A 15,518-nucleotide genomic window follows, 5' to 3' on the forward strand; every position below is an offset into this window, starting at 1 on the left:
GGCACGCACTGCGAAAATAAAAGCAAAAGAATCCCGACGCTCTAAAACTCAAAAAGAGGATTTTGAGATCTCTGCCGACGCTAAAAAGCAGATGCTGGGATTTTTATTAATTGTCCTCAGTATTTTACTTTTTCTTTCGCTTGTAACATTCTCACCAAAAGATTCCACATTAATAGATACATTCGAGTTCAGAAAATTATTTAACTTCAAAAGTCCCGAACAGTGCTTTAACTGGCTCGGCATCGGCGGAGCATATGTATCCGCTTTCTTCATAAAAGATTTCTTCGGTTATTATTCAATATTTATTCCTGTAATTTTATTTGCTCTCGGCTTTCCACTTCTATGGAAAAAGCCATTGGGAAGATATATTCAGTTCAGTATTTTTGCATTTTTTATGATGGTAATACTTGGTGTATCAACAGGATTATTAAAAATTTTAGCAGGAACAAATACAGGATTTTTACAATACGCCGGCGGAGCAGGTGATACATGGGCAACAATTTTTTATAAGATACTCGGAGGAGTAGGGGCATCAGTAGTATTTTTCTTTTTGTTCGTGCTTGATGCATTCTTAATGATTGACGGAAGCATTGTAAAAACTCTTGCCAGAATTAAATTATTATTCTTAAGATTTATTGAAAGCTTTAAGAAGCATGAAGAAGATCTGACAACTCAGCAGGAGACGAAAAACAATTTAAGAAAAGCTGCGGATGAAGATAAAATAAAATTGGGATTTATACCTGCGGAGCAGGACCCTATTAAAGCAGAGAAGGACAGAATAAAAAAATTACGAGGCGCAAAAACACTTCCGATTCAGGAAGTTGATTTAATTAAAGAGACTGAAATTAATCGCCCAAAAGAAATTGAGTCGGCATTTATAAATGTAGAAAGAGATCCGTTTGAAGTTATACCGAAAGATGAAATAATTGATACTAAGGATGATATTAAAGAAGAACCGAAACTTAAGCAAAGAGTAAAATCCGAAAGGCTTAAGAAAAAAGAAGCGCCTAATTTTGAAGATGCATTTGTAGGGACAGAGATAAATAAAGGTGATAAAACTGAAATAGATATAAATCCCGAGAACTCCAATGAGCTTGAAGGACTTATGGGAAAAGATGAAGATGATTTCGTTGAAGAAAAACTTGAAGGATATAAATTTCCGGGTATAGATTTACTAATAGAGCAGACGAAAGAAGAGCTTGAAGTTATTCCCGATGAAGAATTAACAGGCAACGGAAGATTATTACAGGAAAAATTGTTAAAGTTCGGAATTGAAATTGAAAAAGTTTTTGCAACTCCCGGACCGGTTGTAACATTATACGAACTTGTACCGGCAGCAGATGTAAAACTTTCAAAGATTGAATCCTTACAGGATGATATTGCCCTTGCTATGAAGGCCAAAGGAATAAGATTAATTATTCCTATTCCCGGCAAAGGAACCGTGGGTGTTGAAATCCCGAATCGCAAAGCGCAGATGGTAAGAATTAGAAGCTTAGTTTCTTCACAACGATATGCTTCCACTGAAAAGCTTCTGCCAATTGCTATGGGTAAAACTATCGATGGTGAAGTGTTCATTGATGACCTTGCGAAGATGCCTCACGTTTTAATTGCAGGAGCAACTGGTTCAGGTAAGTCAGTCGGTATTAACACAATTATTGCCAGCCTGATTTATAAAATGCATCCGTCCGACTTGAAGTTCGTAATGATTGACCCGAAGAAAATTGAACTTAACTTATATTCAAAATTAAAGAAACATTATCTTGCATCTTCAAGTGATATTAATGAAAGCATTGTTACTAGTCCCCAGAATGCAGTGAGCATTTTAAAAAGTCTTACAGTGGAAATGGATAACCGTTACGATAAACTTGCCAATGCAGGAGTAAGAAATATAGAAGCATATAATGCTAAGTACAAAGAAGGAAAGCTGACCAGCACAGAATTTATCCGTCACAAAAAAATGCCGTACATAGTAGTTATCATTGATGAGCTTGCCGATCTTATGATTACAGCTAAGAAAGATATTGAAGAGCCGATTGCACGTCTTGCGCAGATGGCAAGAGCAGTTGGTATTCACTTAGTCGTTGCGACACAAAGACCTTCGACTGACGTTATCACAGGTGTCATAAAAGCAAATTTCCCTGTGAGAATTGCATATCAGGTAGCTTCGCAGATTGACTCCCGTACCATTATGGATATGAAAGGCGCAGAGCAGTTACTGAGAAACGGCGACATGCTTTATATGTCATCTTCATCACAGAAACCGATAAGAATCCAGAATGCATTTATCTCCACTGAAGAGTGTGAGCTTATTGCAGAATTCGTCGATGCTCAGGTAGGATTTAAAAAACCTTATCTGCTTCCTTCACTTGTTGAACGAAGAACTTTCAACGGAGAAGATGAGGAGAGAGATGAGCTCTTTGAAGAAGCAGCAAGACTTGTAGTAAAGCTTGGGCAGTGTTCTACATCAACATTACAGAGAAGATTGAAACTTGGTTATGCCAGAGCAGCCCGTATAGTTGATCAGATGGAGCTTGCAGGAATTGTCGGCAGCGGCAACGGAGCTAAGGGCAGAGAGATACTTGTAGGAGAAGAGGATTTAGAAGGGATATTTTATTAGTCTTATATCACTAATAAAACATAGGACAAAACTTACGCCCCCTCGTAAGTTTTACAATAAATCTTTGAAAAAATAAGCATTTAAAACGAAGTTGTCGTATCTGCATTTGATTTATCATTAATTTACAATTCTTATTAGCTAAAAACTTTACACACCAGCTTCTTAGTTTAAATTCATCCCTTTATTAATCCTTAACAGTATTGTCATCTGACTCTAAGAAAAATTCTTTCAGTTATTCCATAATTACTTTTCCATTGAAAACGGAAATTATTTTGATAATATTGTTAGATTCATTACATCATAATTTTGGAAGGAGATTGCAATTTTTAAAAAATAAACCTAACAAAGCTATGAGAAGCAAAAAATTATTATTTCCGCTATTTCTTTTCCTTTCTTTAACTCTATTCAGTTTTAATTCTACAGAGAAGTTCGAATATCTTGCCGGCGGTAAAGTTATTAAACGCTTATCGGACGGAGCAAAATATCAGTCAGGTGTTGTCAACATCAAATTTAAAAGCGCTCAGTTTTCTTTCGGAGAAAAAAGATTTGGTATTGCAGGCATCGATAATATTTTATCATCTTACTCTGTAAACAAAGTTCTGCAAATGTTTCCTTTGAAACATGACTACAAAAAATGGACTATCGGAGATGACGACCTTGCGAGAATTTTCAGATTTACCTATGATAACTCAACTGATCCTGCAGAGCTATCTAAAATTCTTATGGAGAAAAACAGAGACATTATAGAGTGGGTTGAACCGGCTTACATCTATGACCCTGACTACACTCCGAACGACCCTACCTTAGCAGCTCAGTATCATATTTCAAAAATTAACGCAATCCAGGCATGGGATATTACTAAAGGTGATACAACCATGATAATCGGAATTGTTGATACAGGAAGTGATTTAGACCATCCCGATTTAGCTGCGAATATTTATCATAATCCCGGAGAGAATGGATTAGACGGACTAGGACATGACAAACGAACTAACGGAATTGATGACGACGGCAACGGTTATATTGATGACTGGCAGGGATGGGATGTGAGAATGGGAGATAACGACCCGAACGTTGTAATCGGTGGTGACGGCTCTCATGGCTCGCACGTATCAGGCTGCGCAGCACAGGTAACGGATAACGGAATAAACGGCGCAGGAGTCGGATTCAAGTGTAAGCTTCTTATAACAAAACACTGGGATGATAACTCAAACACAGGTCTGTGGGATACAGATAACGGGATTGTTTATGCATATCAGAACGGAGCAAAAGTAATCAACTGTTCATTCGGCTCTTCAACATTCAGCGCATTTTCACAAAACGTCTGTAACAATGCATGGAATGCAGGTGCTGTTATCTGCGGTTCAGCAGGTAACGGAGATGCAAACGGAGTCGGTCAGAACTGGGCAAGATATCCTGCATCATACGATAACGTAGTTTCAGTCGCTGCAACAACATCAGGTGACGTCAAAACAGGATTTTCAAATTTCCATACTACTGTAGATATCTCTGCTCCCGGGCAGGGAATAAACAGCACTTATTTCAATAATTCTTATTCTGCGTTAGACGGTACTTCCATGTCTTCGCCTATTACTGCCGGAACAACTGCATTAATAAGATGCGTTCATCCTGAATGGACACCTGCTCAGGTAGTGGACAGATTGAAATTAGGTGTAGACAGTATCTATAATTTAAATCCAACTTACGTCGGGCTTCTTGGCACAGGAAGAGTTAATGCTTTTAAGTGTGTTACAGAGAAACCGATTGTTACAATTTCATCTTTTGCTTCAAGTGATTCACTATACGGCAACAACGATAAGATTTATGATATTAATGAAAAAGTAACCGTTGTATTAAATTATAAGAACACATGGCTTGCAGGAAATAATGTATCACTGAGATTAACAACTACTGACCCTAATATAGAAATTACAAAAGATTCGGTTTTTGTGGGTAACCTTGCTGCATATGGTTCTTACGCTACATCGCTTGCAAATACTTTTGAAATAAAAGCAAAGCCGGGATGTCCGTTTGATAGAAATGTAACTTTCAAATTAGCTTACTCAAATACTGCTTACTCGGATAACTCCGCAAATACTTTTACAATAAAATTCAGAGAAGGAATTGCAGTACATAACTCCAATAATCTGACTTTATCAGTGACAAAAGATGGAGCTATTGGCAAAAAAGCACAGGCATACGGCAACGGATTATTTATAAATAACGGAAGCCTCAATCAGATTTTTGAAGCGGGACTTATGATAGGTACAGGCAATACAAAAGTCTCTGACGTCTGTAGAAAAGGAACTACACCTGCAAATGCATCGGATACAGATTTTGTTGCTACATCAACATATATAGTAAACAAGGTTGGTAACGACCAGTTCGGTTACGGTTCATTTAATGATGAAGGAGCGGGTGATAATAAAATAGGCGTAGAAGTAATTCAGAAAAGTTTTTCTTTTGCTGAGCCGAACAATGCTAATGCAGTTCTTTTCAGATACAAACTGAAGAATAACAGCGGAGCTCCTATATCAAATTTATATTTCGGAATTTATTCATTCTTCTCTCCTGATAATCTTTTAGGCGGTAACACAACAGGACTTGAGCAGGATTTGAAATTAGCTTATACATTTAACAGTCCGTCATCACCTTATCTTGGAATTGCATTGTTGACAGGTCAGACTTTAAGTTACAAACCGCTAAACGGAACAGATGTTATAAACGGATTTACAACTCAGGAGAAATGGGATGCTCTTTCAAACGGAATCAACACAACAACTCTGGGACCGGGGAATGTATGTTTTGTAATTTCTGCCGGTGCGCTTACCCTTGCTGCAGGTGATACAACAACAATAGGATTTGCTTTGGTGAAGGGCAGCAGTCTGGCTGATTTAAGGACAAACACTCAGAACGCGAAAGAAAAATTTTTTACATCTACAGATGTAAAAAATGTAAGCCAGATAATTCCATCAAAGTATGAATTGCTTCAGAATTATCCGAATCCTTTTAACCCGACTACTAAGATTAGATTTAATCTTACAAAATCAGATTTCGTTTCTCTGAAAGTGTTTGATATCACAGGAAAACAAGTTGCATCACTTGTAAACCAGATTTTACAGCCGGGAGAATTCGAGACTGAGTTTAACGGTGCGAACTTATCCAGCGGAGTATATTATTACAGATTAGAGTCGGCCGCTTTGGGAATTCAGACCAGGACGATGATGCTTATAAAATAAGATTAATAAATTTTAGCTTACGGAATATACAATTGTTCCGTAAGCTGATTTTTTCAAATAAAATTTTATACTTTAATTTAATAATACCACTTATTAGTTTAGGATTGATAATACTAAGTGAAAAAAATTACCCCAATCATATTATTAACCGCTCTGCTCTTTAATGTATCAGGATTCTTAATTGCATGTCATTATTTTCCTGTAGATGAAACCTCAGAGTTTACAAAAATATTTAAAACTGAAAACAGTTTAGAAAATATTATCATTGAAATAAACGAATCCGAAGACAATTCAAATAATGATTATTCTGATGTTCAGTTTCAGAATTTTTTATTCCATTCTAATAAACGGCAAAATTTAATTAAGCAGACAATTTGTCTGGCTTCAATAATAGATATTCCCCCTGTTTTACAATCTCAATGTATTTCACCTGACGGAGTTCCTCCAAAGAGCATAATCTAAGCTTAAAATTCCAAATTAAATTTTTTTTAAAAAAATCGAAAGGGATATTTTCTTTCGGTGACCAAATAGCATTTGACGGCTTAAAATTCCTCCAAATCAAATTAAAAAAATGATTTCATTATTTAATGTAAAACCATTGTTAACAGTTTTTGTTTCAGAACAGTCCGTTCGTTCTTATTCGGAAGATAAGGGGAGTACTGAAGCAGGAGAAAGTTCAGAAGAGCAGTATATAGTATCTGCTGAAGATACAGAGAACTACGGAAAGATTTACAAAAATATCAACAGGTCAACTAAGTAAAAAGATTTTTGTGAGCACGGGAAGGATTGCCGGATTTAGCCGGTTTTAAAACGGGAGTAGGGTACTGTCTCAATCAATACTGTGCTCACATATTTATTTACAGAAATTATTTTTTATCGAGGTTCGGCTGTTTAGTCATTCTCAGATAGGGTTTAATCACATCGAATCCGCCCGGGAATTTTGCGGCAAGCTCGGCAGGATCCTGAATAGCAGGAGCTATTACAACATCATCTCCGTGTTTCCAGTCAGCCGGCGTTGCAACACTGTGATATGCAGTAAGCTGAAGCGAATCAATAACTCTTAACAACTCAAGGAAATTTCTTCCTGTTGAGGCAGGATATGTAAAGATTAATTTTATTTTTTTATCCGGTCCGATAATAAAGACTGAACGCACAGTTGTTTTCTCGTTTGCTTCAGGGTGAATCATATCATAAAGAACAGCAACTTTTCTATCGGCATCTGCAAGGATAGGGAAGTTAACAGTCGTGTGTTGTGTTTCGTTTATATCGCTGACCCATTTTTTATGTGAATCAATATCATCTACACTGATTGCAATTACTTTAACATTCCGTTTATCAAATTCGGCTTTCATCTTTGCAAGAGTTCCTAGTTCAGTAGTGCATACGGGAGTGAAGTCTGCCGGGTGGGAGAATAAAACTCCCCAGCTGTCTCCTAAATATTTATGAAAGTGAATTTCACCTTCCGTACTGTTTTGGGTAAAATCGGGAGCTAAGTCCCCAAGCCTAAGTGACATTTGTTTTGATGTTAAATTTGAGAAATAGGTTTGAGACAAAATAACGGAAGTGAAATTAAATTGAAATGAGAGAGAAGTTGATATTCGAAAATACTTTAAAAACAAACAAATATTGAAAAGTTTTAAGGTATTTGAAAATAATAGTTTTACGAAATCTATTTTACAGAAAAATACTTACAATTTCTTTTTTATTACTTTTTTTTTAATTTATACTTTGTTAGATTTACCGCATACCTAATCAAGCAGTTGAAAAAGTTAATCGTTTTCATATTACTTTCCATTTTCTCATTCAATTTTGCAGGCTTTGCAGTCATGTTTTTTGTAGAGCAGCGCGTTATATATTTTGAGATGAATGAAAAGATTAAGGAAGAGCAAAACCTTGAAACGATTTCTTTAACTAAAGAAGAAGCTAAGCTCTATCTTATTGAAGACGAAGAAGAACTGAACATAAACGGAAAGATGTATGATATTGCGCGTCACGAAGATCACGGCGACAAGATTATTTTTTATTGTATTAACGATGAAAAAGAAGAACACCTTTTTGCAAAACTGGAATCATTCTTTGATTACAAAGCAAAGAATACAGACGGCAAAATGGAGCTTCAGCTTGTAAAATTTTTATCACTTGTAACACTTATTCCTGCAGCACAGCAGCACACCAAAACAGAAATATTACTTACTTCTATAAAAGATATCTCACAGAAATTCGCTTCAATAAAATTAACACCCGATACACTTCCTCCGCGGCAAGCCTAAACTTGTCTCACTTTCATTTTTAAAAAATTCGTTTTTGTAAAGTTTTAATTCTGCCAATGGCGGAGTACGCTTTTTATTGGTTCATTATGTCCTTGAAGAGTTTACATCTTATTTTCCCTGGCTTGGGCAAAAGTAAGGTTTTAATTCTTGAATGAGAAATTCATTGTGAATTTTTTTAAAGCACTAAACTAAACCAAAAACAAAAATCAAAAAATGAAAAGACAAACCCTACTTCTTTTTATTCTTATGGTATTTTCTGTATCTATTGTGAGAGCACAGGATTCAGATACTGCCAGATATCAAACCAATGAAATTGATGTCATTGGATTGATTAACGGTCTTAAGCCGATTGAAATTCCGCAATCAGTCGGAGTTTTAACAGGCAGAGACCTCAACAGATCTAACGGTATTCACTTAATGAACACAATTAATCTTATTCCCGGCGTAAGAATGGAAATGAGAACAACAACAGCAGGAACAAGAATTGTTATCCGCGGCTATGGTAACCAAACCAACTTCAATGGTATCGGATACAAGGCTTACTATAATGATATTCCTCTTACAGATGCTGACGGTTCAACAATTATGGATGACATCGACTTCACAACACTAGGAAGAATCGAAGTATTCAAAGGACCTTCATCAAGCGTTTACGGAACAGGTATCGGCGGCGTTGTAAAACTTACAACTGAAAAAGCCCCTTACGGAACTTCTGTAAAACAAATGGTTGAAGCAGGCAGATACGGTTTATTCAGAACCAATACTTCTGTAAGCATGGGCGGCGCTCATTCAAACTTATGGCTTAACTACGGCCATCAGCAGGAAGACGGTTTCAGAATTCACGGTAACTCAAACAAGAACTTTGTTACATTGAACGGAACATTGTATTCTGATAACAAACAAACAGTTTCTATTTTCGGTAACTATACATACTCATTTGATTATTTATCAGGTCAGGTAGATAGCAACGGTTTCTATGCTTACCCTGATACAGCTGAAGTACCATACTTAAGAAATGATGCTCACATTAATATTGAGAGCAGCATGTTAGGTCTTTCGCACGACTATAAATTCTCAAGTATTTTCTCAAACATGACAAGCATGTTTGCAGAAGGCTTTACATTAGATCAGCCTTTTGCAGCAGGTCTTAACAGAACCAGCAAACAAAAATTCGGCGGAAGAACAACATTCACACTTTCTCCGATGATGGGCGATGTTAAAACACGCTTTATGTTCGGTGGTGAGTACTTAAAGAATATCAGCTTTAATAAAGGTTATGCTCTTTCAAACAGTGTGCTTGGAGCAATGACTTCGGATGTAGAAGTAAGACCTGAGCAGTCAAATGTATTCTTACAGGCTGAGTTAGGTTTCTTATCAAACACATCGCTTACTTTAGGCGGCAGCTACAACATGATCAGATATGATATCGCTGACATGAGAGTTGCAACAGGATACATCAACAAAAGCGGAAGCAAAAAATTTGACGGAGTATTCACACCAAGAGTTGCTCTTAACCAGATTATTGCAAAGAACTACTCAGTATATGCAAGCTTCTCACAAGGATATTCAGCACCGGGAACAGGCGCAGTTGTAAATGCAATCGGTCAGGTAAATACAGCTCTTAATCCTGAAAAAGCAAACAGCTATGAAGTAGGTACAAAAGGAACAATGGCAAACGGAAGATTCTCTTACGAACTTGCAGGTTACATGATGGATGTTACAGATAAACTTGTAAGCCAGAACGTAGCAGCAACACAAACAACACCTGCTTACACAATTACAGTTAACGCAGGTAAAGTAAGATATCAGGGAATTGAATTAGGCCTTAATGCAGATATTACTCCTTCTAAGAGTTCATTATTCAGCTTAATCAGACCGTTCTTATCTTACACCTATACAAATGCATACAATGTTGATTTCAAATTAAATACTTCTGATACATCAGCAGCAGGTAATTTAAATGACAAAAAAGTATCAGGCATTGCACCTCATTTATTAAATGTAGGCCTTGATGTTGAAACTAAACCCGGAATTTACCTTAATGGTACATTTATGTTTGTTGATAAAATGCCTATCTCTTTTGATAATTTCAGAAATGCAGATTCATACAGCACTATTAATGCAAAATTAGGATTCAAGAAAAATTTAGGAAAGAACTACGTTCTTGACATTTTCGGTGGAGCAGATAATCTCACAAGCGCTAAATACAGCCAGATGATATTTATCAACTTAACACCGCAGAATGCATCAACAAAATATTTTAATCCTGCACCGCAAACACCAACATGGTACGGCGGAGCTTCTTTAAGATATATTTTTGGAAATTAATTTATAAACTATCAGGGCAGTTTTTATAAGCTGTCCTGAATTTAAAAAATATGAAAAAAACTCTTGGCATTTGTTTAATACTCTTAGTTACAGCTCTGATTACTTCTTGCGGCAGGTTCGCGAATAAAGAAAGCGCAACCACCAAAAACGGAAAAGAAAGAATAGTCTGCGTATCAAAACAGCTTACTGAATTTATGTTTGCAGTCGGCGCAGGTGATAAATTAGTCGGTGTGGATTTATCAAGCACGTATCCGCCCGAAGCGCAAAAATTAGTTACAGTCGGTTATCACAGAATGCTCAGTGCTGAAGGCATTATCTCGCTCAATCCTACCTTAGTAATTCATAACGGTGGTATTGCTCCGGAAAGTGTTATAACTCAGCTTGAGAAAGTTGGTATTCCGATGAAAGTTTATATGGGTACACCTAATATAGACAGCTGTAAAGTTTTAATGATGCAGATTGCAAGAGAATATAATAACGAAGCAAAAGGAATTGAGATGTGCAACAAGCTTGATGCCGATATGAAAACAGCGGCGGAAAATTTAAAAAAATATACGGATAGACCAAAGGTTTTAATTATACATTACGGAAGACAGATGAACAATTATTTTGTAATGGGTAACAGAGGAACTGCAAACGATATGCTAACATGGGCAGGCGGAGTGAATGCAGCTGATACATCCGGCTTCAGAAATTTAAGCGCGGAAGTAATTGTTAGAAGCCAGCCGGATGTAATACTTGCTACTGATTTCGGTTTCGACAGAACAGGCGGTGAGGAACATTTTGTTGAGCTTCCCGGAATAAATTTAACTCCGGCAGCGAAGAATCATAGAATTTACAGAATAGAAGAGCATGATTTAGTATATCTCGGACCAAGAACAGGTGAGAATGTTATAAAATATCAGGAACTGATTCACAAGAAATAAGATACGTATGATTTCAAAATATGTATTTGTAATAAGATGTAAGAAACACAAGAAAAGACTAAGAAGGAGAAAAGTCGCAAATTGATTTTCAAAAAAACAAGCTACGGCACAATTTATACTGTGCTTTCAATTATACTAGTTCTTTTAATAATAGTGTCTGCCAGAACAGGCGCCGTGAACATTCCATACGATCAGATATACGATTTCCTGTATGAAAAGATTTTCGGCGTTGAAATCCCCGGAGTCAATAAAATTACCGAAGGATTATTCTTTTACATCAGGCTGCCAAGAACTTTTATGTGCATCATTGTCGGTGCGGGGCTATCAGTCTCTGGTTCTTTAATGCAGTCGTTGTTCAGAAATCCTATCGTAGAACCCGGAATAATCGGAACATCAGCCGGCGCGGCATTCGGCGCTGCTTTTGTTTTTGTGTTCGGCAAAATGGATTTTTTAGGAAGAATGGCTTTCTTCGGAGATTTCTTTTTGCCTCTAGCGGCTTTCGCAGGAGCCTTCCTCGCAACAATGGTTGTGTACAGATTTTCCTCTTCATTTGGAAAAGTCAACATCACAACTATGATACTTGCAGGGATGGCAGTGAATGCAATGGCTGCAGGCGGAACAGGTTTTCTTGCTTACATTGCAAGGGACCCGCAGGCGCGTTCTATCACATTCTGGAATCTCGGAACATTTTCCGGAGCTGACTGGAAGTCTGTAACAATAGTTTTTGTTGTAACTTTGTTCAGTATTCTTTTTATCAGAAGATATGCAAAGCAGTTAAATGCAATGCAGCTTGGTGAAACTGAAGCAGGTTACCTGGGAGTAAATACAGAGAGAACAAAAATTATTCTTATTCTTGTGAATACCCTGATGGTTGCAATAGCAACTTCATTTGTAGGAGTAATTAGTTTTGTGGGATTAGTTGTTCCGCATTTACTCAGATTAATGAAGGGTTCTGATAACAGGTATTTGTTAACAGGCTCGGCATTGCTTGGAGGCATCTTAGTTGCACTGGCCGATATGCTGTGCAGAGTCATCATTGCTCCTGCGGAAATGCCGATTGGAATAATCACTGCATTCGTGGGAGCACCGTTTTTCTTGTGGCTGCTGAACAGAAACTTAAGGTCACCTAATAAAGGAGGTTTCTTTGCTTAAAGCTTCTGATGTTTCCTTTAATATAAAGGAAAAATATTTGGTGAATGATATAAATGTGAATTTCGGCGAAGGCCAGTTCACAGTTATCATGGGTCAGAACGGTGCAGGTAAATCGACACTGTTAAAAATTCTTGCAAACAGTCTGAAAAGCTCAACAGGTGATGTTGAATGGGATAATAAAAATATAAAAAGTTTTCATGCTTTAGAGCTTGCAAAGTTAAGAGCAGTTCTTTCGCAGCATTACGATATAACATTTCCGATTACTGTCGATGACATAGTTATCATGGGAAGATATCCTCATTTTAAAAATGTGCCGACACATGAAGATATAAAGATCTGCGACAGCGTAATGGAAATGCTGAACATAGAAAATTTAAAAGGGAGAGAATACGATACACTTTCGGGCGGTGAAGCGCAGAAAGTCCAGATGGCAAGAGTGCTTGCACAAATTTGGGAGAAAGAAACCAGCAAGATTTTATTTTTAGATGAGCCGGTTTCAAATCTTGATATGAAATTTCAACACTCTATACTGGGGATGGCAAAAAAAATATCAAGAGAAAATTGTATTGTAATTGCAGTGCTGCACGATATAAATCTTTCGATTAATTATGCCGACAGAATAATCTTTATGAAGGACGGTTTGATAAAATATATCTTAAATGATTTGAAAGATTTAACAGAAGAAATAATCTTTGATATTTTTAATGTTAAAGCTAAAATAATAAACAATCCGTTCACTGATAAACCATTAGTTATCTATGAAAACGATTGAAATTGAAAATACTAATTAATGATTTTAACTTGAGGAAACCTTAAATCAGATGGACGTGAAAAAAATTCTAACATTTCTGTTCATGTTACTTTTTGTAGTAGTTGTCAAAGCTCAGGACGACGACGAAAAAGAAGAACGTGAAATGGAAGCCAAAGACTCACTTGAGTTCAACATAAATACTGTAATGGTTACAGGTACCCGGACAAGTAAAAAAATTATCGATATCCCTTATGCTGTAGAGCGTGTGGATAAGAGCGAGTTCAAGTTCAACCGTAACGTAAGCATTAAAGATATTCTTGCTGACGTTCCCGGGTTGTTTCTTCAGAACCGTTACGGCAACCACGACGTGCGTGTATCTATCAGAGGATACGGCACGCGTTCAAACGCAGGTGTGCGCGGAATAAGAATTTTACAGGACGGAATACCTGAATCAGAACCTGACGGTTCGACAACAATCGATGCTATCGATTACAACTCTTTGGGCGGAGTTGAAATTGTAAAAGGAAATTCCTCTTCACTTTATACAAACGCTCCGGGCGGCGTTATAAATTTTATTTCGGATTTGAGCTATCCGTACAATCATGTTACTTCTATAAATCAGGTCGGTGAATTTGGATTAAGACAAAACGGTGTTAAGATAGGATTGCTGCAAAACAATTACAGATTTTTTCTTTCTTATAATTACAGAAACTATGACGGATACAGACCGCATAGCAATGAATACATAAATACAGTTAATTCTATTTTTGATGCTTATCCTGACAGCAAAACACAAATAGAAATACTCGGAAATTTTGTAAGAGGTATAATTAAATTACCAGGTTCATTGACATTAGCTGAATATAACGCCGATCCTCTTCAGGCAAGACCTTTAGCTGTTACGCAGGATTTCAGACGCGAAACACAAAAAGGAAGACTTGGAGTAAGATATAAAAAATTATTCGGTAAAAACGATAATCAGGAATTTGAAGTGACAGGTTTCGGCGCGATAAAAGATTATATAAATACAACTAATACACTTTACACTTTGATCAACAGATATGTTTTGGGAAGCACAGTGAGATATGTTAATAAATCAATGATAGCCGGCAGAGAAAATGAATTCTCAACAGGTCTGGATTATTTTTATCAGACAGGACCGACATCAGATTATGATAATGTCGGAGGTGTAAAGGGATTCTCTCTCTTAGCACAAAACACGGAAACATTAAATAACTTAGGTGTTTATTTTTCAAATCAGGTCAACGTTGTAAAAGGCAAAATGGATTTGTTATTAACGGGAAGATTTGACAGAATAATTTATGAAACAACTCCATTGCAATATCTTGGTTCAATTGATACAACAAAAATATATCAGCAATTTACACCGAAAATTGCACTGAATTATAAATTAACTCCGAACATTGCAATATATACTTCGTTCGGAACAGGTTATGATACACCGGCATTAAGCGAGCTTAACAACTATCCTTTCTCATCAAACGGCGGAAGGACAGTTTTAAATCCGGACTTGACTGCACAGAAATCTTTGAATTTTGAAATAGGAATTAAAGGGACTCTTCAAAATGAAAGAAGAGAGTTATTCAAGAAAACATATTTTACTGCAACATTGTATAACAGCAGAGTAGATGATGAAATCGTTCCTTTTGTATTAAGCGATAAGGTGTTTTTCAGAAATGCCGCTAAGACTAACAGAACAGGTGTTGAAATCGGATTGAAGAATGAACTTGTTGACGGACTGGAAGTTGTTTCAAATTACAATTATGCATTTTTCAAATACACAGATTATGTTGCGAGAATTTATGATATAAACGGAAATATAACAGATGAAAATTACGGAGGAAATATTTTACCTTCATTCCCGAGACACATTGTAAATCTTATTCTCAGCTACAAATACAGAGTGAATAAAAAAATAACAATACTTGCACAGGCAGACGGAGATTATATAGACAAAATGTTTGTGAACGATAAAAATTCTGAAGAGACGGGAAGTTATTCGTACTTTAATTCCTTGTTAGGGGTAACCGCTGAGTTTGATAAATTCAATTTATTATTCTCGTTGGGGTTAAATAATATCTTTGACAGACAGTATGTCGGTTTTGTAAATATAAACGACAGCAACGGAAGATATTATGAATTGGGGCAGCCAAGGAATTTTTATTCTGGACTTAACATAGAGTATAAATTCTAGAAGTACATTTATTAATTAAA

At 36.5% G+C, this 15,518-nt stretch carries 11 protein-coding genes; 10 read left to right on the top strand and 1 reads right to left on the bottom strand.

Translation table 11 applies throughout. The features are described from left to right. Window positions 1-91: 91 nt before the first annotated feature. The 4 genes from JST55_11310 to JST55_11325 all read left to right on the top strand — a co-directional run bounded on the left by JST55_11310 (window position 92) and on the right by JST55_11325 (window position 6,616). Complete coding sequence (locus JST55_11310; GenBank protein ID MBS1494094.1) at window positions 92-2,617, top strand: DNA translocase FtsK; 2,526 nt, start codon at window positions 92-94, stop codon at window positions 2,615-2,617. Window positions 2,618-2,967: 350 nt separating this feature from the next. Continuing rightward, complete coding sequence (locus JST55_11315) at window positions 2,968-5,856, top strand: S8 family serine peptidase (GenBank protein ID MBS1494095.1); 2,889 nt, start codon at window positions 2,968-2,970, stop codon at window positions 5,854-5,856. Between the two features lie 117 nt (window positions 5,857-5,973). After that, the gene (locus JST55_11320; protein ID MBS1494096.1) at window positions 5,974-6,318 is read left to right on the top strand and encodes a hypothetical protein; all 345 of its coding nucleotides are present in this window, start codon (window positions 5,974-5,976) and stop codon (window positions 6,316-6,318) included. Between the two features lie 109 nt (window positions 6,319-6,427). Continuing rightward, window positions 6,428-6,616 (top strand): hypothetical protein, encoded by a 189-nt coding sequence (locus tag JST55_11325; GenBank protein MBS1494097.1) that lies wholly within the window; start codon window positions 6,428-6,430, stop codon window positions 6,614-6,616. A 106-nt stretch (window positions 6,617-6,722) separates the two neighbouring features. On the opposite strand, the gene JST55_11330 is transcribed toward JST55_11325, so the two are convergent. Beyond that, window positions 6,723-7,370, bottom strand: a complete 648-nt coding sequence (locus JST55_11330; protein ID MBS1494098.1) for a peroxiredoxin — start codon at window positions 7,368-7,370, stop codon at window positions 6,723-6,725. A 246-nt stretch (window positions 7,371-7,616) separates the two neighbouring features. Here JST55_11330 and JST55_11335 point away from each other — a divergent pair, with 246 nt between their 5' ends. From JST55_11335 to JST55_11360, 6 genes are all read left to right on the top strand, one after another. Beyond that, window positions 7,617-8,126, top strand: a complete 510-nt coding sequence (locus JST55_11335; protein MBS1494099.1) for a hypothetical protein — start codon at window positions 7,617-7,619, stop codon at window positions 8,124-8,126. 213 nt (window positions 8,127-8,339) lie between these two features. After that, window positions 8,340-10,454, top strand: a complete 2,115-nt coding sequence (locus JST55_11340) for a TonB-dependent receptor (GenBank protein ID MBS1494100.1) — start codon at window positions 8,340-8,342, stop codon at window positions 10,452-10,454. Window positions 10,455-10,504: 50 nt separating this feature from the next. Further along, window positions 10,505-11,380, top strand: coding sequence for an ABC transporter substrate-binding protein (locus JST55_11345; protein ID MBS1494101.1), 876 nt, complete (start codon window positions 10,505-10,507; stop codon window positions 11,378-11,380). A gap of 81 nt (window positions 11,381-11,461) precedes the next feature. Beyond that, the gene (locus JST55_11350) at window positions 11,462-12,532 is read left to right on the top strand and encodes an iron ABC transporter permease (GenBank protein MBS1494102.1); all 1,071 of its coding nucleotides are present in this window, start codon (window positions 11,462-11,464) and stop codon (window positions 12,530-12,532) included. Beyond that, window positions 12,525-13,304, top strand: a complete 780-nt coding sequence (locus tag JST55_11355) for a heme ABC transporter ATP-binding protein (protein MBS1494103.1) — start codon at window positions 12,525-12,527, stop codon at window positions 13,302-13,304. Before JST55_11350 ends, JST55_11355 begins: the two co-directional genes overlap by 8 nt. A 55-nt stretch (window positions 13,305-13,359) precedes the next feature. Next, on the top strand, window positions 13,360-15,498 hold the full coding sequence (locus tag JST55_11360) for a TonB-dependent receptor (GenBank protein ID MBS1494104.1): 2,139 nt from the start codon (window positions 13,360-13,362) through the stop codon (window positions 15,496-15,498). The last annotated feature ends 20 nt before the right edge of the window (window positions 15,499-15,518 follow it).

It is taken from the genome of Bacteroidota bacterium (genome assembly GCA_018266835.1).
In the GTDB taxonomy this organism is placed as follows: Bacteria; Bacteroidota; Ignavibacteria; order Tepidaquicellales; family Tepidaquicellaceae; genus JAFDZO01.

Excerpts from the sequence above, each read along its gene's own strand:
- JST55_11310 (MBS1494094.1), top strand. The coding sequence starts at position 92 with ATGCTGGGATTTTTATTAATTGTCCTCAGTATTTTACTTTTTCTTTCG.
- JST55_11315 (MBS1494095.1), top strand. The coding sequence starts at position 2,968 with ATGAGAAGCAAAAAATTATTATTTCCGCTATTTCTTTTCCTTTCTTTA.
- JST55_11325 (MBS1494097.1), top strand. The coding sequence starts at position 6,428 with ATGATTTCATTATTTAATGTAAAACCATTGTTAACAGTTTTTGTTTCA.
- JST55_11330 (MBS1494098.1), bottom strand. The coding sequence starts at position 7,370 with ATGTCACTTAGGCTTGGGGACTTAGCTCCCGATTTTACCCAAAACAGT.
- JST55_11340 (MBS1494100.1), top strand. The coding sequence starts at position 8,340 with ATGAAAAGACAAACCCTACTTCTTTTTATTCTTATGGTATTTTCTGTA.
- JST55_11345 (MBS1494101.1), top strand. The coding sequence starts at position 10,505 with ATGAAAAAAACTCTTGGCATTTGTTTAATACTCTTAGTTACAGCTCTG.